Origin of the sequence: Tsuneonella rigui, from assembly GCF_003958625.1 — a bacterium.
GTDB classification, from domain to species: Bacteria; Pseudomonadota; Alphaproteobacteria; order Sphingomonadales; family Sphingomonadaceae; genus Tsuneonella; species Tsuneonella rigui.
In genome coordinates, this window is the sequence record NZ_RSEL01000013.1 from 310,283 (window position 1) to 328,770 (window position 18,488).

14 protein-coding genes are annotated in these 18,488 nt (G+C 66.1%); 2 read left to right on the forward strand and 12 right to left on the reverse strand.

The window, feature by feature from the left end:
• Positions 1 to 7: 7 nt before the first annotated feature.
• Positions 8 to 1,246 (reverse strand): serine hydrolase domain-containing protein, encoded by a 1,239-nt coding sequence (locus ELY12_RS06000; RefSeq protein ID WP_126175779.1) that lies wholly within the window; start codon positions 1,244 to 1,246, stop codon positions 8 to 10.
• Between the two features lie 174 nt (positions 1,247 to 1,420).
• On the opposite strand from ELY12_RS06000, the gene ELY12_RS06005 reads away from it, so the two are divergent.
• Complete coding sequence (locus ELY12_RS06005) at positions 1,421 to 3,184, forward strand: class I adenylate-forming enzyme family protein (protein ID WP_126175780.1); 1,764 nt, start codon at positions 1,421 to 1,423, stop codon at positions 3,182 to 3,184.
• 7 nt (positions 3,185 to 3,191) lie between these two features.
• Positions 3,192 to 4,433 (forward strand): TetR/AcrR family transcriptional regulator, encoded by a 1,242-nt coding sequence (locus ELY12_RS06010; protein WP_126175781.1) that lies wholly within the window; start codon positions 3,192 to 3,194, stop codon positions 4,431 to 4,433.
• A 77-nt stretch (positions 4,434 to 4,510) separates the two neighbouring features.
• Here ELY12_RS06010 and ELY12_RS06015 read toward each other — a convergent pair whose 3' ends face one another.
• The 11 genes from ELY12_RS06015 to ELY12_RS06065 all read right to left on the reverse strand — a co-directional run bounded on the left by ELY12_RS06015 (position 4,511) and on the right by ELY12_RS06065 (position 18,441).
• The gene (locus ELY12_RS06015; RefSeq protein ID WP_126175782.1) at positions 4,511 to 7,600 is read right to left on the reverse strand and encodes a TonB-dependent receptor domain-containing protein; all 3,090 of its coding nucleotides are present in this window, start codon (positions 7,598 to 7,600) and stop codon (positions 4,511 to 4,513) included.
• 167 nt (positions 7,601 to 7,767) lie between these two features.
• The gene (locus tag ELY12_RS06020; protein WP_241229737.1) at positions 7,768 to 9,129 is read right to left on the reverse strand and encodes an MFS transporter; all 1,362 of its coding nucleotides are present in this window, start codon (positions 9,127 to 9,129) and stop codon (positions 7,768 to 7,770) included.
• The gene (locus ELY12_RS06025; protein ID WP_126175783.1) at positions 9,075 to 10,142 is read right to left on the reverse strand and encodes an acyl-CoA dehydrogenase family protein; all 1,068 of its coding nucleotides are present in this window, start codon (positions 10,140 to 10,142) and stop codon (positions 9,075 to 9,077) included. Before ELY12_RS06025 ends, ELY12_RS06020 begins: the two co-directional genes overlap by 55 nt.
• A 13-nt stretch (positions 10,143 to 10,155) precedes the next feature.
• A complete protein-coding gene (locus ELY12_RS06030) occupies positions 10,156 to 11,367 on the reverse strand; it encodes an acyl-CoA dehydrogenase family protein (protein WP_126175784.1) in 1,212 nt (403 codons plus the stop codon).
• Positions 11,368 to 11,389: 22 nt separating this feature from the next.
• The gene (locus tag ELY12_RS06035; protein WP_241229738.1) at positions 11,390 to 12,877 is read right to left on the reverse strand and encodes an MFS transporter; all 1,488 of its coding nucleotides are present in this window, start codon (positions 12,875 to 12,877) and stop codon (positions 11,390 to 11,392) included.
• Entirely contained in the window at positions 12,874 to 14,181 is a 1,308-nt protein-coding gene (locus ELY12_RS06040; RefSeq protein WP_126175785.1) for an acyl-CoA dehydrogenase family protein, read from the reverse strand. The genes ELY12_RS06035 and ELY12_RS06040 overlap by 4 nt, the downstream gene beginning before the upstream one ends.
• A gap of 218 nt (positions 14,182 to 14,399) precedes the next feature.
• On the reverse strand, positions 14,400 to 15,167 hold the full coding sequence (locus ELY12_RS06045; protein WP_126175786.1) for an SDR family NAD(P)-dependent oxidoreductase: 768 nt from the start codon (positions 15,165 to 15,167) through the stop codon (positions 14,400 to 14,402).
• Between the two features lie 59 nt (positions 15,168 to 15,226).
• Positions 15,227 to 16,234, reverse strand: a complete 1,008-nt coding sequence (locus ELY12_RS06050; protein ID WP_126175787.1) for a fumarylacetoacetate hydrolase family protein — start codon at positions 16,232 to 16,234, stop codon at positions 15,227 to 15,229.
• Positions 16,231 to 16,869, reverse strand: a complete 639-nt coding sequence (maiA, locus tag ELY12_RS06055; protein ID WP_126175788.1) for a maleylacetoacetate isomerase — start codon at positions 16,867 to 16,869, stop codon at positions 16,231 to 16,233. Before maiA ends, ELY12_RS06050 begins: the two co-directional genes overlap by 4 nt.
• Positions 16,869 to 18,044, reverse strand: a complete 1,176-nt coding sequence (locus ELY12_RS06060) for an acyl-CoA dehydrogenase (protein ID WP_126175789.1) — start codon at positions 18,042 to 18,044, stop codon at positions 16,869 to 16,871. Before ELY12_RS06060 ends, maiA begins: the two co-directional genes overlap by 1 nt.
• 37 nt (positions 18,045 to 18,081) lie before the next feature.
• The gene (locus tag ELY12_RS06065) at positions 18,082 to 18,441 is read right to left on the reverse strand and encodes a response regulator (RefSeq protein ID WP_126175790.1); all 360 of its coding nucleotides are present in this window, start codon (positions 18,439 to 18,441) and stop codon (positions 18,082 to 18,084) included.
• Between the last annotated feature and the right edge of the window lie 47 nt (positions 18,442 to 18,488).

Genomic DNA, 18,488 nt, shown 5'->3' on the forward strand with positions numbered 1-18,488 from the left:
TGGCTCCTCAGGCGCGGCTGTCGGCGAGCGCCGAATAGATCAGGGTCTTCAATTGGCGGCGGATGGGATAGGCGCTCGACGGATAGACCTGCGTCATGAACACCATCGTGATGCCTTCGAGCGGATCGACGAAGAACGCGGTCGAGTAGGCGCCGCCCCAGTAGAATTCGCCCTTGCTCGCCGGCATCAGCGTCTTGGCCGGGTCGATGATGCAGGCGAAGCCGAGGCCGAAGCCGACGCCCGCGTTCTGGCTTTCCGAGAACAATGACTGGCTGAGCTGGGTCAGGTCCTGGTTGCCCGGCAGGTGGTTGGCAGTCATCAGGTCGAGCGTCTTGGGGCTGACGATGCGCACCCCGTCCAATTCGCCGCGGCCGACCAGCATGGCGGTGAACTTCTCGTAGTCGCCGATCGTGCCGACCAGGCCGCCGCCGCCGCTGTCGAACTTGCCCGGGCGGTGGAGGTTGCTGGTCTTGCCGGCGTCAATCATCTTCGCCGGCTTGCCGGGGATGTACTGGTAGGCGTCGACCAGCCGGTCCTGCTGGCCCTCGGCGACCCCGAAACGGGTGTCGGTCATGCCGAGGGGCTGGAAGATGTGCTGCTCGAAATAGTCGCCCAGCCGCATCCCGCTAATCCGCTCCACGGCCACGCCCAGCACGTCGGTCGAGACCGAGTAGTTCCACCGTTCGCCCGGATTGAACTCGAGCGGCAATTTGGCGAGGCGCGCGATGTACTCGTCGCTTTCGAGGTGCGCGCGGGCCATGTCGAGGTTGCTCTCGCGGTAGGCCGCATCGACATTGCTGCGCTGCTGCAAACCGTAACTGAGGCCCGACATGTGCGTCAGCAGGTCGACGAAGCGCATCGGCCCCGCCGGCTTTCCGGGATAGAACGGCACCTGCGGGCTGCCGCCGCCGGCGAAGATCTGCAGGTTGGCGAACTCGGGGAAGACCTTGGTCACCGGCTCTTCCAGCGCGACCTTGCACTGTTCGACCAGCTGCATGAACGCGATCGAGGTGATCGGCTTGGTCATGCTGGCGATGCGGAACAGGGCATCTTCGCGCAAAGGTTCGCGCCCTTCGCCCATCGTGCCCATCTGCGTGCGGTAAACGGGCTGCCCATCGCGCGCGACGACCAGCTGCATCATCGGCAGGCGGCCGCTGTCGAGGTAGGCGGTCTTGAGGAACGGGGCGATCCGGTCGAGGCGTTCCTGGTCGAAACCGAGGGCCGCCGAGGCAGTCGTGTCCAGCATGATTCTCTCCCGCGAGGCGCATGGAGCGCGTCTTGCCCAAGCCATACCCAGCTTTCGGGCGAGGGCAAATACTCTCCGCCGCCGCCCGCCATACCTGCATTAGGAAAGCACGCTTGCGAAGGGCGCGCGATTGGCCATACACTCGCGCTCAAAGAGAACACGTAAGGGATCGAGATGCCTGAAACCAACCTGGCCGAGGTGCTCGGCTGGACTCCGCCCGCCGGCTGGCCCGCTGCGACTCGCGACGAGATCAAGGCCCGTCTGACCGCGCCCGGCGAACGCTTCGAGATGGAGACGGTCGACATCCGTGGGATACCGACACGGACGTGGAAGAACGCGCCTGAAAACTTGCGTGCGCTGATGGCTTTGGCTCGCACGTACGGCGACCGCGAATTCGTCATATACGAGGATGAGCGCATCACGTTTTCCGCCTTCCACCGCGCGGTCGCCAAGCTGGCGCAGGTGCTGCAGGCGCACGGCGTGAAGAAGGGCGACCGCGTCGCGCTCGCGATGCGAAACCTGCCCGAATGGCCGGTCGCATTCTTCGCGTGCGTGACGATCGGCGCGATCTGCGTGCCGCTCAATGCGTGGTGGACTGGGGGCGAGATGGCCTACGGGCTCGCGGATTCGGGCACTACGGTGCTGATCGCCGACGCCGAGCGGTGGGACCGGATTTCTCCGCACACCGCCGACATTCCGTCGCTGCAGCACGTGTTCGTCGCCCGCTGCATGGGCGATCTCGCGCCCCCGGCAGCGCGGCTGGAGGAGCTCGTCGGAACATCGGCGACGTGGAAGGACTTGCCCGACGCCGACATCCCGGCGGTCGATATCGCCTCCGACGACGATGCAACGATCTTCTACACCAGTGGCACCACCGGCAAACCTAAGGGCGCGCTCGGCACGCACCGCAACCTGGTGACCAACATATTCTCGAGCGGGTACGGTGCGGCCGTCGCGGTCCTCCGGCGGGGCGACGAAATCCCCGAGCCGCAGCCGCGCACGATGCTGACGGTGATCCCACTGTTCCACGTCACTGCGTGCTCGGCCGGGCTGATGGGCCTCGTCGCGAGCGGCTCGAAGACGATCTTCATGCGCCGGTGGGAAGCCGAGGAGGCAATGCAGATCATCGAGCGCGAGAAGGTCAACGCGACCGGCGGCGTGCCGACGATCGCCTGGCAGCTGCTCGAGCATCCCAATCGCCACAAGTATGACCTCTCCAGCCTCGAGGCGATCGCCTACGGCGGCGCGCCCTCGGCGCCCGAGCTGGTGCGCAAGATCCGCGACGAGTTCGGCGCCCTGCCTGGCAACGGCTGGGGGATGACCGAGACGATGGCGACGGTCACCGGCATCTCGAGCGAGGACTACCTCAATCGCCCCACGAGTTGCGGCCCGCCCGTCGCGGTGGCCGACCTCAAGATCATGGACGAGGAGGGCACGCGCGAGCTGCCCGTCGGCGAGGTGGGCGAGCTCTATGCGCGCGGGCCGATGGTGGTGAAGGGCTACTGGAACAAGCCCGAGGCGACCGCGGAGACCTTCATCGACGGGTGGGTGCGCACCGGCGACCTCGCGCGGCTCGACGAGGAAGGCTACTGCTACATCGTCGACCGCGCCAAGGACATGATCCTGCGCGGCGGGGAGAACATCTACTCCTCGGAGGTCGAGAACGTGCTCTACGATCACCCCGCGGTAACCGACGCTGCGCTGGTCGGCATCCCGCACCCCCAGCTGGGCGAGGAACCGGCTGCAGTCGTCCACCTCGCGCCGGGCACTTCGGCCACCGAGGCTGAGCTCAAGGCCTGGGTGGCCGAGCGGCTCGCCAAGTTCAAGGTGCCGGTGCGGATCCTGTTCTCCGAGGAGACACTGCCACGCAACGCGAACGGCAAGATCCTGAAGAAAGACCTGAAATCGCTCTTCGAAAAGGAGCCGGAAGGGCTATAGCGATCTAATGGGCGAGGGGACCCAACCCAAGGCAAGCGAGACCGAGCGCTTCGAGCGGCGGCGGCAGGATGTCATCCACGCCGCCTCGGCGCTGATCAACGAGCTCGGGGTCAAGGGCACCACCTTTGCCGAGCTCGCCCGGTCGGTCGGCCTCAACGCCACCAGCATCACCTACTACTTCGACCGCAAGGATAAGCTGGTCGTCGCGGTTTACGAAGCGACGCTCGACTGGCTTGAGGAAGCCGCGCGCGAAGCCGCGGGCAAGGCCACACCGGCGGAGCGCCTCCAGGCCTTCATCGCCGCCCAGGTCGCTCTGCGGCGGCGCATCCGCGACGGCGAGAGCGGGCTTATCACCGCGCTCAGCGAAATCCGCACGCTCGACGAGGCGCTGCAGGCCCCGCTGCTCGCGCAGTATGCGCGGGTGGTCGATCACGTGCGCTCTTTCTTTGGCGAGGGGCGCGACGGGCTGAAGCGCTCGCTCGACACCGCGCGCGCGCACGTGCTGCTGGAGGCGATGTTCTGGTGGCCGGTGTGGTCGCTGCGTTATTCCACGCGTGATTTCGACCGCCTCGAAGCGCGGATGGTCGACATCTTTTCGCGCGGATTGGCGGGGCAGGGGTGCGGCTGGCAGCCGCACGCGCTCGCCAACAACGACTGGCGGAGCGAGGACGAAGGGACAGACGCCTTCCTGCGGTCGGCCACGGTGATGATCAACCAGCGCGGCTATCGCGGCGCCTCGGTCAATCGCATCGCTGCCGCGCTCAACGTCACCAAGGGCAGCTTCTACCACCATCATAGCGCCAAGGACGATCTGGTCTTCGACTGCTTCGAGCGCAGTTACGACCGGCTGTCGGCGGTGCAGCTCGCGGCCAGCGAGATCGAGGGCGACTGGTGGACGCGCATCGCGAGCGCGCTCGCCGAGCTGATCGACCTGCAATTCCGCGACCCGATGCCGCTCTTGCGCACGACCGCGCTACAGGCGCTTCCCGCAGGCGAGCGCGGCAGCGTGGTGGTGCGATCGAACCGCCTCGCCAACCGCTTCGCCGGGATGCTCTCGGACGGCATTGCCGACGGCTCGGTCCGCGCGGTCGACCCTCTGGTGGCGAGCCAGCTGATCATGCCCGCGCTCAACGCCGCCTACGAAGCGCGCGGCTGGGCGGCGCGCCAGCCCGACCCCGCGCTGGCGGTCAAGCTTTACGCCTGGACGCTGTGCGCGGGCGTGTTCAGCGATCCGCCCGAAGTCGGCTGACTCTCACCCAGCCCGGATAAGTGAAGGGCCGGACACCTCCACGGTGCCCGGCCCTTTCTCCCTCCGTGACCCTGCGATCAGAACGCCTGCGAGACCGCAAGCTTGGCGGTGAAGCCGAGCGGGCTGGCCGTGAACGGATCGTAGTTCTGGTCGAGCCGCGCGAACGGCGGGTCCTTATCGAACAGGTTCTGCAGCGAAACCGCGATCGTGGTGCGCGTCGGCAGGACCAGACGATACGTCGCGTCGACCGTGGTGAAGGCCCCGATCTCCTTGCCCGCAGACACGGTCTGGCCGGCCAGCGCCGCGGCGTTCGGGCCGAAGATCGTCGCGCCGCGCTGGTCGGTGTAACCATCGATGTAGTTCACCTGCACGCGGAGCGAGTGGTTACCGAAATCGCCCTGGACGAACGCGTTACCCTTCCATTCCGGCAGCGGATAGGCGGTGGTCTGGTAGTTGAGCAGGCCGACCGCGTCGAAGGCCGGCTGCACCAGAATGCCTTCCACGAAGACGTCGTTGGTCTTGTACTCGATCACGTACGTGCCTGCGACGCCCGCCGAGATCGAGCCGCCGTCACCGAACGGCATGTTGTAGTTCGCCTGGAAGTCGACGCCCGACGTGCGCAGACCGGCGCTGTTGATGATCTGCGTGCGCAGTCGTTGCACGTTGGCAAGACCGCATCCGGCGGCGGTAAAGGTGAAGCGTGCCGCAAGCGCCGCATAGGCCGCGTTGGCGCAGTTGGCGGTGCCGCTGGCGCCGAACAACGCATTGAGGATGCCCTGCACCGGCTCGCCCTCAATCTGATCCTTCACGTCATAACGGAAGTAATCGATGCTGGCGTTGAAGCGACCGGTGTCGACCAGCACACCGGCGTTGTAGGTGGTCGCCCGTTCCGGGGTGAGGTTCGGGTTGCCGCTCACGTCGACGGCGCGGAACGCGGTGCCGATGATCTGCAGCGAGGTCAGGTTGCCGCCAAGCTGCTGCGCCGGCGGGCCGCGGAACGTGGTGCCGATGCCGCCGCGGATGGCGAGCCAATCGGTCAGCTCGAACTTCACGCGCGCCTGCGGGTCGAACGTGGAGCCGACGTTTCCGCCGTAGTCCTCGAACCGGGCCGCGAGCTGGACCTGCAGCTTGTCGAATACCGGCAGCTGGAGCTCGGCGAAGGCCGCCTTCACATCACCCTTTGAGCTGCCCGGCCGGTTGGTGCCGAGGAAGCCCAGCGCGCCGGTCTGCTGCGTGCAGACCGCGTTCGGGTCGAGCGGCGAGCCCGGGCAGGGGAAGAAGTCGAGGTTGCTGACGTAGTTGTAATCGCGGTTGTACCAGTTCTTCCGGTACTGGGCGCCGATCGCGAAGCCGATCTCCCCGCCGGGAAGGGAAATTCCGCTCTGCCCGGAGAGAACGACATCGGCGACGAACAGCCGCGTGAGCGCGCGTGTTCCCGTGGTCTGGAAGAAGTTGTCGAAGGTCGCCGCGTCGTTGATCAGGCCCGCGCCCGGCGTGGTCGAAAGACCGTTGGTCGGACGGCTGCCCGCGTAGTTCGGGTTGACCTGGCCGGTGACCGCGTTGGCCTGAACCGCGGTCGAGAACGGGTTGAAATACGTACAGCCGTTGGTTCCGGCGAGCGCGGCCAACTGTGCCGCGGTGAGCCCGCGACGGGATTGAGCCGACGCGTAAGCGCAGTTCGGTCCGCCGAAGCCGGCGAGCGCGTTCTGCAGCAGATCGCCGAAAGTGTCGGTACCTTCGAAGTAACGGTCGTACTCGCTGTAGGTCGCGCTGGTGGTCAGATCGAGCTTGTCGCTGAGCGGGGTGCGGAATTCCGCGCTCAGCATGATTTCGTCCGACACACGGGGCGAAGTCGCCGAGCCGCGTTCGTTGTCACCAAAGAACAGCGGGTTGCCGCCCAGCAGGGCAGGGCGGAACAACACCGGGAATGCCAGCGCCGGGGCCAGCGGATTGCCTCCAGCGTCGGTCAAGCAGCCCGACGACGCGCCGTAGACGCGGCAGTAGTCGCGCAGTGCGGGGGCGTAAGTCGGGATCACGAACACGCCGGGACCGGCGGCCTGCGCGGGGGTGAGGACGCCGCTCGCGGGAACGGTGGTGAGGGTGTTCGCCGAATAGCCCGAAGGGGGCAACGTCGGCAGGTAAGTGGGCGACGTGGTGATCTGCGTTTCCGAATGGCCCCACAGCGCGTTGACCCGCAGCGTGCCCGATTGGCCGATGTCGAATTCGAGATCGCTGAAGATCTGGAAGCGCTCTTCCGGCTCCACGAGGTTGCCGAACAGGCCGTACTGGTTGAAGCAGCGATCGGTGGTCGATCCGGGGAGGGTGCGGAAGCCGCCGAGAGCCGTACAACCCTGGTCGGCCGTAAAGTTCAGCCCGCCAACCGTCGCGTTGAAGTCGAAGTTACCCGGATTTCCGCCGCCCGTGTATCCGCCTTGCGGATTGTTTTCGAACGGCTGGATCACGAAATCGCGATCGATCGTCTGCAGTTCCGAGCGGCGCTGGTATCCCGCGGAGAGGAACACGCGAAACCCGTCGATGTCCTTGCCGAAGCTGATCGCGCCGCCGTAATCGCCCTTCGAACCCTTGATATAGCGATAATCACCCGAGACCAGGAACCCGTCCTGCTGGGTCTTGGTGATGAAGTTGACCACGCCGCCGATCGCGTCCGAACCATAGGTCGCCGCGGCGCCATCCTTCAGGACCTCGATCCGCCCGATGGCGGCGGAAGGGATCAGGTTGATGTCAACGATCGGGATGCCGCTGCCGCCCGACTGGACGATGCGCTTGCCGTTGAGCAGCACCAGCGTGCGCTGCGGACCGAGGCCGCGCAGGTTGACCGAGGCGACGCCTTCGTTGCCTTGCGCGCGGGCGTCGAACTGGTTGGCGTCACCAATGATGCCGTTCGAGGTCGGCAGGTTCTTGAGCAGGTCGATCGCGGAGGGAGAGCCTTGCTTGGCCAGTTCGTCGGCCGAGATCACATCGACCGGGGCCGGTTGGTCTTCGGTCGATCCGCGGATCAGCGAGCCGGTGACGACGATCTGCGGCGCTGCTTCTTCCTCGGCAGCCTCAGGCCCGGGATCGGTCTGGGCGAAAGCGGCCTGGCTCCCCAGCAGGCTGACCCCGAGGGCGAAGAAGGCACACGTGTGGCGCAAAGTCGTCTTGGTCATCACTCTCTCCCTTACGTTCGGGCTTGTTCCTACCTTTCGGTGGATACCCGTTTCTCGAAATTCAATGATACTGGGGGAGCGTTGTCAAGCAACAATCGTCCGTTTTCCGTAGGGTAATCGTCTTTTACCGGAATGCTGCGGACTTGGCGCAACGCCAAACCGCGAATCTAAACGGGTTCGCGGCGCCTCGGCTCGCGGACGGCGAAGACCATCAGGGCGAGGGCAATGGCGATGCCGGCAAGGACCAGCGCGAACAGCGGTTCGAACCCGGCGGCCGCCACCAGCAGGCCCGCCAGGACCGGCCCGATCGCCGCTACCGCCCCTTCAGCCGTGGTGACGAACGCGAGGCGCATCGGGATATCCTCGTGCAAGCCGAATTCCAGCACCATGGTGGTCGCCGCCAGCATCCAGCCGGAGCCGCCGACGCCCAGGAGTACGAACGCGACATAGATCGCCGTCGCGGTGCCGAAGGTCATCAGCAGCACTACGCCGAGTGCCGCGCAAGCGAGCGACAGAATATAGACGATGCGGAAGCCCAGCCGGTCGCCCATCGGCCCCCACAGCAGGTTGGACAGCGTATCGGCGCCCAGGAACGCGAAGCTCAGGCCGCCGATCAGCGCGCCGCTCATCCCCAGGCGCTGGCCCGCATAGACCGTCCAGAACGGGCCGCCGATACGGATTGCGGTGGCGCAGGCCTGCGCGCTGATGAAGCGCGCGAAATCGCGGTCTTCGAGGAGCTGCGGGAACTGGCGGATGCGCTCGCGCAAGGGGATGATGGGGCGCGAGGCGGGGGCGGCGGGCTCGCGGATCATTGTTTGCAACACCAGCAGCCCGGCGCTGGTGAGCGCGAACGCGAAAAGGAACGTGGTCGAGTAGCCGTTGCCGAACCAGTGATCGGCGATGAAGTACTTGCCCGCGACCCACGCGAGCACCGCGGCGATCAGCCCGCCCGCCATGTTGCGGTAGCCTTGCAGCCGGCCGCGGCGGGCGATCGGGATGACCTTGGCCATGATCATCTGGAAGGCGACCCGCTGCGCGCCGTTGAAGAACCCCAGGAACAGGAACAGCGCCAGGGTGACGATCACCAGCGTGTGGCCGGTGAGGAACCATCCCGCGAGCGCCATGCCAAGGATCGCCAGCCGCATCATCGAGCCGACCCGGATCGAGTAGGGGAGGATGTGACTGCGATGCTCGATCCGCGCCCCCGACAGGATCGGGCTGATCGTTGCGCCTAATTGCAGCAGTGCAGTGCCAAGTCCCACCGCCGCCGCGCTGCCGGTAATGGCTAGCAGATATGCGGGGATGATCGTCGGCGCGTAGATCAGCCGGAAGCCGGTCATGCCCAGCACGCCGTGGACGAAGTTGGCCGTGTAGTTGCGCTTGAGGTTCGCTTCGACGAACGCCCGGTGCCGGGCGAACGCATCGTCCTCGCCCGGCTGGGCGAGGACGTCGTCTTCGATAGGCTCGACCGAACTCAGTAGCCGGCCAGGGTGGCGAAGCGGTTCTTGAGGAAGCTTGTCGAACCCCACGCGGATTCGAGCACGCGCGCGCGCTTCAGGTAGAAGCCCACGTCGTACTCGTCGGTCATGCCGATGCCGCCGTGGAGCTGGATGCCCTCGCGGCTCATCGTGTGCAGCACGCGGTTGGCTTCGGCCTTGGCGACAGTCGCCGCACGGGCGACGCCGAACCCGCTGTCGAGCGCCTCCAGTCCACCCTCGACCGCCGAGCGCATCATCGCGAGGTCGCCGAACAGATCCGCCATGCGGTGCTGCAGCGCCTGGAAGGATGCGAGCACTTGGTTGAACTGCACCCGCTGCTTCAGGTAGTCGAGTGTGACGTCGAACACCTGCTGCGCCATGCCGAGCATCTCGGCCGCGGTCAGGATGCGCGCGCGGTCGAGCACATCGTCGAGCAGCGTGTCGCCGCCGCCGGCGAGCTTGTCCGCCGCCGCGCCGGTGAAGGTCACTTCGGCATGGCTGCGCTGGTCGGTCAGCTTGCGGTCCGACAGCGAAACGCCATCGCCCTTCTCGACCAGATAGAGCCCGTCAGCGGCTGCGACGACGAACAGCGAAGCGCCGTGCGCCTCGTGCACGAACGCCTTGGTGCCGGTGAGCTTGCCGCCTTCGACTTTGGCCGTAGACGTACCGGTAAAGCGCGGCCCTTCGTCGACCGCGAGCGTGCCGACCACTTCGCCGGTAGCGAGCTTGGGCAGCCACTTGGCCTTCTGCTCTTCGCTGCCGCCGAGCACGATCGCGCTCGCGGCGATGGTGGTCGCGACCAGCGGGCTGGCGGTGAGCGTCTTGCCGAGCTCCTCGACCACCAGGCCGGCGCTCATCCAGCCGAAATCGCTGCCCCCGAACTGTTCCGGGATGACGATCCCGGCCCAGCCCATCTCGCCCATCGTGCCCCAGACATCCGCCGAGTAGCCCTCGACGGGCTTCTCGCTGCGCACCTTGCGCCACGCGGCGACCGGGTTCTCGTTGGTCACCCAGCCGCGCGCCATGTCGCGCAGCATTTCCTGTTCTTCGTTCAGTACAGCCATTGTCGCGCGCCTCTTACTGGTGGTCCAACATGCCGAGCACGCGCTTGGCGATGATGTTGTTCTGGATTTCGGTCGAGCCGCCGTAGATCGTGGTCGCCTTGCCGAAGAGCCAGGCGCGCACGCCGGCGAGTTCGCTCTCGGAGAAGCCTTCGCCCTCCCAGCCAAGGCCCTGCAGGCCCTGGATCTCGATCATCAACTCGGCGCGTTCCTGACCGAGCTTGGTGCCGAGCTTTTTCAGCACCGAGCTGATCTCGCTGACGCCCCCGGCGGCCTTGGATTCCTCGACCGCGCGGCGGGCGGTGAGCAGGAACGACTGCCAGCGGATCTCGAAATCGGCGATCTTGTCGCGCAGCACCTTGTCGGCGATGGCGCCGCTATCGTCGGTTTCGACGTACTTCTTGGCAATGTCGCCGAGGCTGGCACCCATCAGCCTCGCCATGCCGCCGCCGCCCGAAAGGTTGGTGCGCTCATGCTGAAGCAGCCGTTTGCCGATCGTCCAGCCCTGGCCTTCTTTGCCGACCAGGTTCTCCTTGGGCACCTTCACATCGGTGAAGAAGGTCTCGCAGAACGGGCTCATCCCGCTGATCATCTGGATCGGGCGCACTTCGACCCCCGGGTCCTTCATGTCGATCAGCATGAACGAGATGCCGTTGTGCTTGTCGCTGCGGTCGGTGCGGACGATCGCGAAGCACTTGTCCGCCCACTGGCCGCCGCTGGTCCACGTCTTCTGCCCGTTGACGAGGTAATGGTCGCCCTTGTCCTCGGCGAAGGTCTGCAGGTTGGCGAGGTCGGACCCGGCGTTGGGTTCCGAATAGCCCTGGCACCAGCGGATCTCGCCGCGCGCGATCGCGGGAATGTGCTCGCGCTTTTGCTCCTCGCTGCCGAATTCGAGCAGGGTGGGGCCGAACATCATCACGCCCATGCCGCCGATCGGGTTCCACGCCCCCGCCTTGGCCATCTCTTCCTGCAGGATGCGTGCCTGCGCCTTACTGAGCCCGCCGCCGCCATATTCCTTCGGCCAAGTGGGCACGCCCCAGCCGCGCTCGCCCATCGCCTCGCGCCAGGCCTTTTCGGCCGGCCCTTCGCGGGTCGGGCCTTCAACCGTGGCGAGCGCGTTGCCCTTGCCTTTTAGCTCGGCCGGAAAGTTTTCGGCGAGGAACGCCTTCACTTCCTCGCGGAATGCGTCGTCGGTGGTCGCCTCTTTGGGCTCGGCCAGGGTCGCCATTTCTCTCTCCTTATCGGGCCAATTATCGAGCGGGAGCGCCCAGCGGGGCGTCCTGAATCTCGCGGCTCTTTGCTTCCGCCTCTCGTGCGCGCAAGCGCTCGACGTTGGCAAGATGTTTTGCCTCGGTGATCGGATAGAACCAGATGATCAGGCAGCCGATCGCCCACAGGCCGACGACCATCGGCACATAGTGGATGATCAGGCTGTCGGTCATCGCCTCGGTCACTTTCGTCGGGTCGACTCCGGCCGGAAAACGCGAGGTCTCCAGCACGACGCCCGCGGCGAGGATGCCGAGCCCGCTCGCGCATTGCGCAGAAAAGCTGGCGGCCGAGAAGTAGATGCCGGCGTTGTGCCCGCCGGAGCGGACCGCATCGTCCTCGACCACGTCTGCCAGCATCGACGACGCCGTCATCAAGCTGATCGCGACAGCCGCGCCATAGATTGCGCCGACCAGCAGCAGGGTCGGCAGCAGCAGCGGGTGGCCGGGCGTGAAAAACAGGTCGAAATAGACCAGCACCAGCGGGAAGGTGCCGAGCAGCACGCCGAACATCGCCAGCCACAGCGCGGCGTTGCGCTTGCCCCACCACTTGGTGAATTTCGGAGCGAGGGGCAGGGCGATGCAGACGGCGAGGAACCCGTCGAGCGTCAGCAGTGCGAGCTGCCCCGAGCTGAGCTTGTAGACGTAGGTGCCGAAATAGAGCGAGGTGGCGCCGTACACGCCGATCGCGGTCCACTTGAAAATTGCGAAGCCGAAGATCGTCAGGAACGCGCGGTTGCGGAACGCCGAGACCATCTCCTTGAGATGCGTCAGCAGGCCCGGAATGACAGGCCGCTCATCCTTCTGGCGGATGTAGGGGATGCGCGAGCGCGTGCCCCAGCCGCACACCAGGATGCTGATCATGATCAGCGCCGCGCCGGTGAGCGCGAAAGGCACGTAGCCGGTAGGGTTGAGCTGACCCTTGGGAAATTCCGGCGTCGCCACGAAGAAGAACTTCAGCGCGAACGCCGCGAACGCGAAAGTACCGGCGTAGGCGAACCAGTAGCGCAGGCCATAGAGGCGCGTGCGCTCGGCGTAGTCCTGGGTGAGCTCGCTGCCGAGCGCATTGGCGGGAATCTGGTACGCGCTCATCGCCAGCCGCGCGAGCGAGGCAAAGGCGAAGATCCACACGCCCATCATCATGTCGCTCAGCCCCGACGGCGGGAACCAGGTGAGGGCGAAAAACAGCGCCGTCGGGATCGCCGCGCCGTAGATGTAGGGATGCCGCCGGCCGAGCCGTGAACGGGTGCGGTCGGACAGGCGGCCGATCACCGGATCGGCGATTGCATCGACCAGCAGCGTCAGCGCAATCGCGGTCGAGACGATGCCCGCGGAAACGCCGAGCACCTGGTTGAAGTAGAGCAGCAGGTAGGTGGAAAAGGCGGTGCTCTTGATGCCGTCCGCCATCGCGCCGAAGCCGTAGGCGGTGCGGACGCCGCGCGTGAGCGGCGGGATTGCGACGTCTGCTTTCACGCGACTGCCTCCGCTGCGTCCTGGATATCGCCGATGGGATCGGGATAGAGCTCCAGCGCCAGCGCGCGGCGATTGAGCAGCGAGTAGTCCGGGAACACCGGATCCTTGACGTCGCGGTATTGCTTGAGGTGCTGCTTGGCGACGGTCACCTTGTGCACCTCGGTCGGGCCATCGGCGATACCCATCACCATCGCGCCGATCAGCCCGCCGACGAACGGCATCTCGTTCGACACGCCGAGCGAGCCGTGGATGTGGATGCAGCGCTTGGCGATGTTGGCATAGACGGTCGGCATCAGCGCCTTGATCGCGGCGATGTCCTTCCGCACGCGGCGGTAATCCTGGTACTTGTCGATCGTCCACGCGGTCTTGAGCACGAACAGCTTGAACTGCTCGAGCTCGATATAGCTGTCGGCGATGTCGAACTGCACGCCCTGGTAATCGGCCAAGGTGCCGGTGCGGGTGGTGCGGCTGACCGCGCGGCGGCTCATCTTGTCGAGCAGCTTCTTGCAGTTTCCGACCGTGCGCATGGCGTGGTGCACACGCCCGCCGCCGAGGCGAGTCTGCGAGATCGCGAAAGCGCCGCCGCGCTCACCCAGCAGGTGATCGGCGGGCACGCGGACGTCGGTGTAGCGGACGTAGCTCTCGCTGCCATCGGGCTGGCCGTAGACGCCGACGTTGCGGACGATCTCTACGCCGGGCGTGTCGATCGGCACGATGAACATGCTCATGCGCTCATGCCGCGGTGCGTCGGGATCGGTGACCGCCATGACGATGAGGAATTCGGCCCACTTGCCGTTGGTCGAGAACCACTTCTCGCCGTTTATCTTCCAGTGATTGCCGTCCTGCTCGGCACGGGTGACGAAAGCAGTGGGGTCGGATCCGCCCTGCGGTTCGGTCATCGAAAATGCGCTGACGATCCGGTTGTCGAGCAGCGGCTGGAGGTACTGCTCCTTCTGCTCGGGCGTGCCGTAGTGGGCGATGATCTCGGCATTCCCTGTGTCGGGCGCCTGGCATCCGAACACGATCGGTGCGAAGCTTGCGCCGCCGATGATCTCGTTCATCAGGCCGAGCTTGACCTGGCCGTAACCCTGGCCGCCGAGTTCGGGGCCGAGGTGGCAGGCCCACAGGCCCTGGCGCTTGACCTCGTCCTGCAGCGGCTGGACCAGCGCATTGCGGCGCTCGTTCTTCACATCGTAGGGGTGGATGCCGAGGTAGCCGAGCGGTTCGACCTTCTCGTCGACGAACGACTGCATCCAGTCGAGCTTCGCCTGAAATTCGGGATCGGTTTCGAAATCCCACGCCATCGGTAACTCTCCCGCCGGCCACTGTTTCGCGGCTCAACGAATCGAGCATACCGCTTTTTGGAATGGCGGCAAGCGGGTGCCACGATGACAACACTACCTCGTCGGCCCGGACTTGATCCGGGCCAGTGCTTTTCTTCTTCCGAGCTCGGCGAAGAGAAGCCTAACCCCGGGTCAAGCCCGGGGTGACGATGAGGGTAGCGGTTAAGAGGCCCTCCGGTTCAGACGGTCGAGCCGCCGTCCACCACCATAGTCTGCCCGGTCGTCCAGCTCGCGGCCGGGCTGCACAAGTAGACCGCAAGCCCGGCGATATCGTCGGGTTCGCCAAGCCGGCCCATCGGCGTGCGAGCCACCGCGGCGGCGGCGGCATCGGGGTTCTCGTAGAGCGCACGGGCGAACTCGGTTTTCACCAGCCCCGGCGCAATCCCGTTGACACGGATTCCGTGCTTGCCGTTCTCGACCGCGTAATTGCGCACCAGTTGGATGTCGGCCGCCTTGGTGATGGCGTAGGCGCCGAGCACCGGCGTGCCGCGCAGCGCGCCGATCGAGCTGATCACCAGGATCGCGCCGTCCTTCTTCGCGCGCATGTCGGGCAGCGCGAGCTGGATCAGCCAGTGATTAGACACGACATTGTTCATCAGCGTCTTCTGGAAGACCCCGTCTTCGATCGTGTCGAGCGAGCCGTAGTGCGGGTTGGACGCCGCGTTGCAGACGAGGATGTCGATCGGGCCGAACGCCTGGTGCGTCTTCTCAACCAGCGCGGTCAGCGCGTCCTTCGAAGAAATGCTGGCGGCGATCGCGACGGCGCTGCCTTCGCCATGCTCGGCGTTGATCGCGCTGGCGACTTCCTCGCAGGCGTCCTGGTTGCGGCTGGAGATCACCACCTTGGCGCCGCGCTGCGCGAGCCGTTCGGCGATCGCCCGCCCGATCCCACGCGAGGAACCGGTGACGACGGCGACTTTGCCGGTGAGGTCGAATGGATCGGTCATGGCTCTCTCCCTTGTCTGGGGAGATACCATGATTTCGAAAGGCCGCTCGCGCAAGCGTCTTACGCGGCGACCACCTCCTGTTCGATCTTGCCGAAGATCGAGTGCCCCGCCGCATCGCGCATCTCGACCGAGACGGTGTCGCCGGGTTGCATGAAGGGGGTCGCCGGCTTCCCGTCGGCGATGGTCTCGATCATGCGGATCTCCGCGATGCACGAATAACCCGCCCCGCCGGCGCTGACCGGGGTGCCCGGGCCGCCATCGGCGCCCTTGTTGCTCACCGTGCCCGAGCCGATGATCGTGCCCGCGCATAGCGAGCGCGTCTTGGCGGCGTGCGCGACGAGGTCGGCGAGGCTGAAGGTTGCTTCCTGCGCAGCGTTGGCGCGGCCGAACGGCTGGCCGTTGTAGTCGACCATCAGCGGCAGATTAATCACACTGTTCGCCCAGGCGTCGCCGAGCTCCTCGGGCGTCACCGCGACCGGTGAAAACGCGCTCGCGGGTTTCGACTGGAAAAAGCCGAAGCCCTTTTCCAGCTCGCCGGGGATGAGGCCGCGCAGGGATACGTCGTTGACCAGCATCAGCAGCTTGATGTGCTCCGCGGCGTCTTCCTTCGAGACGCCCATCGGCACGTCGTCGACCACGCAGGCGATCTCGCCCTCCATGTCGCAGCCCCAGGCGACGTCCTTGAGCGGGATCGGATCGCGCGGGGCAAGGAAGCCGTCGCTGCCGCCCTGGTACATCAGCGGGTCGTGATAGAAGCTCTCGGGCACCTTCGCGCCGCGCGCCTGGCGGACCAGCTCGACATGGTTGATGTACGCGCTGCCATCGGCCCACTGGTAGGCGCGAGGGAGCGGGCTCGCCGCGTCATGCTCGTGGAACCGGCCGCACGGCACGCTCCAGTGCTCGACGTCGCGGTAGAGCGCGCCGAGGTAGGGTGCCACCTGCTCCCAGTTGTCGAGCGCGGCCTGCATGGTCGGCACGATGTGCTCGGCCGAGGAGTAGCGCGTCAGGTCCTTGGAGACGACGACGAGCTTGCCGTCGCGGCCGTGCTTGAGAGAGGCGAGTTTCATGTTGGAGGGCTATCCGGCTGGTTGTCGGGATGGGCGCGCTGGAATGCGGGGAGGGCGAGGCAGGCTGTCTCGATCCGCTCGATGTGGGGCATCGCGCCGGTGTCGAGGTTGAACCGGCGCGCGTTGTACATCTGCGGAATCAGCACGACCTCGAACAGGCCCGGAGCGTCAAACAGGTAGTCGCCGCTGCCGACCTGCGCCAGCCGCGCTTCGACCGGGACCAGCGTCTTGACCAGCCAGTGGCGGTACCAGGTGTCGATCGCGTCCTGCTCCTGCCCCAATTCGTTTTTGAGGTACTGCAGCGCCGAGAGGTTGTTGATCGCGTGGATGTCGGTCGCGATCGCATAGGCGAGCTCGCGCGCGGTGAAGCGATCTTCGGTATCACGCGGCAGCAGCGGGCGATCGGGATAGGCCTCGTCGAGCCACTCGAGGATCGCCACCGACTGCGCCCGGTCGCGGCCGCCCGCCTGCAGCAGCGGCACCCCGGCGAACGGGTTGTGCGACAGGAACTCGGCCCCGCGCTGCTCGCCCTTGACGATGTTGACAGGCTCGATTTCGTAGTCGAGCCCCTTGAGGTTCAGCGCGATCCGCAGCCGGTAGCTGGTCGAGCTGCGGAAATAGGCGTGGAGCTTCATCAAAACGCAGGGATGCCCGTGACCGCGCGGCCGAGGATCAGCGCGTGGACGTCGTGCGTGCCCTCGTAGGTGTTGACCGTCTCGAGGTTCACCATGTGGCGGATCACCTGGTATTCGCCGCTGATGCCGTTGCCGCCGTGCATGTCGCGCGCCTTGCGGGCGATGTCCAACGCCTTGCCGACGTTGTTGCGCTTGACGATCGAGATCATCTCGGGCGCGAACTGGTGTTGGTCCATCAGCCGGCCGACCCGCAGGGACGCCTGCAGGCCGAGCGCGATCTCGCTCATCATGTCGGCGAGCTTCAATTGGTAGAGCTGCTTGGAAGCGAGCGGGACGCCGAACTGCTCGCGGTCGAGTCCGTACTGGCGCGCCGCGTGGAAGCAGAATTCGGCCGCGCCCATCGCGCCCCACGAGATGCCGTAGCGCGCGCGGTTGAGGCAGCCGAACGGGCCCTTGAGGCCGCTGACTTCGGGCAGCAGTGCTTCAGCGCCGACCTTGACCTCATCCATCAGGATCATGCCGGTGGTGCTGGCCCGCAGCGAAAGCTTGTTCTCGATCTTCGGCGCCGAAAGCCCCGCCATGCCCTTCTCGAGCACGAACCCGCGGATCGCGCCGCCGTGCGCCTCGCTCTTGGCCCAGATGACGAACGCGTCGGCGAACGGCGCGTTAGAAATCCAGGTCTTGGACCCCGACAGGACAAAGCCGTCGCCGTCCTGCTTGGCATACGTCCGCATGCCGCCAGGATCGGAGCCTGCATCGGGCTCGGTCAAACCGAAGCAGCCGATCAATTCGCCGCTGGCGAGACCCGGCAGGTATTTGCGCTTCTGCTCCTCCGAGCCGTAAGCGAAGATCGGGTACATCACGAGGCTCGACTGCACGCTCGCCATCGAGCGATAGCCCGAATCCACCCGCTCGATCTCGCGCGCGATGAGACCGTAGGCGACATAGCTCGCGCCCGCACCGCCGTATTCCTCGGGCACTGTCGCGCCGAGCAGGCCAGCGCGGCCCATCAGCGGGAACAGCTCGGGCGCATCAGCCTCGTTGGCGAAGGCCTCGATCACTCGCGGCTGCAACTCGGATTGCGCAAACGCGTGCGCCGCGTCGCGGATCATCCGCTCGTCTTCGGTAAGCTGCGCGTCGAGCCCGAACGGGTCCTGCCAATCGAATGGAGTCATGCGCGGTCCTTCGCAGGACCGCGAGAGCCGCGCAAGGTCAGGCTTCGGCGAGCGCCTCGCGCATGGTCGCGATGATCTGGTTGGGCGGGCAGGGCTTCGCCAGCGCGTGGGCGTTGGGATAGCGGTCGCTGACCTCGGTCGGCGAGACCTCGCCCGAATGGAAGATCACCGGCACGTTGGCCGCCATCAGCTTCTCGGCCAGCGGGAACACCTCGCCATCCTCGAGCCGCACGTCGAGGATCGCGAGATCGGGCGTGCGATGCTCCAGCGCGTCGATCGCCGAACTCGCCGAATCGTAGGGCCCCGCGACTTCGTAACCGGCTTCCTCGACCGTGTCGCACAGGTCGACACCGATAATCAGCTCATCTTCGGCGACGAGGACGCACTGCTGGGCCATGAGGCAAATCTCCGCGGGATACAGGATGGTCCGCGCTCTAACTCGCA

What these genes read in the sequence shown, in the direction of transcription:
- ELY12_RS06000 (WP_126175779.1), bottom strand. Translation starts at nt 1,246, where the DNA reads ATGCTGGACACGACTGCCTCGGCGGCCCTCGGTTTCGACCAGGAACGC.
- ELY12_RS06005 (WP_126175780.1), top strand. Translation starts at nt 1,421, where the DNA reads ATGCCTGAAACCAACCTGGCCGAGGTGCTCGGCTGGACTCCGCCCGCC.
- ELY12_RS06010 (WP_126175781.1), top strand. Translation starts at nt 3,192, where the DNA reads ATGGGCGAGGGGACCCAACCCAAGGCAAGCGAGACCGAGCGCTTCGAG.
- ELY12_RS06015 (WP_126175782.1), bottom strand. Translation starts at nt 7,600, where the DNA reads ATGACCAAGACGACTTTGCGCCACACGTGTGCCTTCTTCGCCCTCGGG.
- ELY12_RS06025 (WP_126175783.1), bottom strand. Translation starts at nt 10,142, where the DNA reads ATGGCTGTACTGAACGAAGAACAGGAAATGCTGCGCGACATGGCGCGC.
- ELY12_RS06030 (WP_126175784.1), bottom strand. Translation starts at nt 11,367, where the DNA reads ATGGCGACCCTGGCCGAGCCCAAAGAGGCGACCACCGACGACGCATTC.
- ELY12_RS06040 (WP_126175785.1), bottom strand. Translation starts at nt 14,181, where the DNA reads ATGGCGTGGGATTTCGAAACCGATCCCGAATTTCAGGCGAAGCTCGAC.
- ELY12_RS06045 (WP_126175786.1), bottom strand. Translation starts at nt 15,167, where the DNA reads ATGACCGATCCATTCGACCTCACCGGCAAAGTCGCCGTCGTCACCGGT.
- ELY12_RS06050 (WP_126175787.1), bottom strand. Translation starts at nt 16,234, where the DNA reads ATGAAACTCGCCTCTCTCAAGCACGGCCGCGACGGCAAGCTCGTCGTC.
- maiA (WP_126175788.1), bottom strand. Translation starts at nt 16,869, where the DNA reads ATGAAGCTCCACGCCTATTTCCGCAGCTCGACCAGCTACCGGCTGCGG.
- ELY12_RS06060 (WP_126175789.1), bottom strand. Translation starts at nt 18,044, where the DNA reads ATGACTCCATTCGATTGGCAGGACCCGTTCGGGCTCGACGCGCAGCTT.
- ELY12_RS06065 (WP_126175790.1), bottom strand. Translation starts at nt 18,441, where the DNA reads ATGGCCCAGCAGTGCGTCCTCGTCGCCGAAGATGAGCTGATTATCGGT.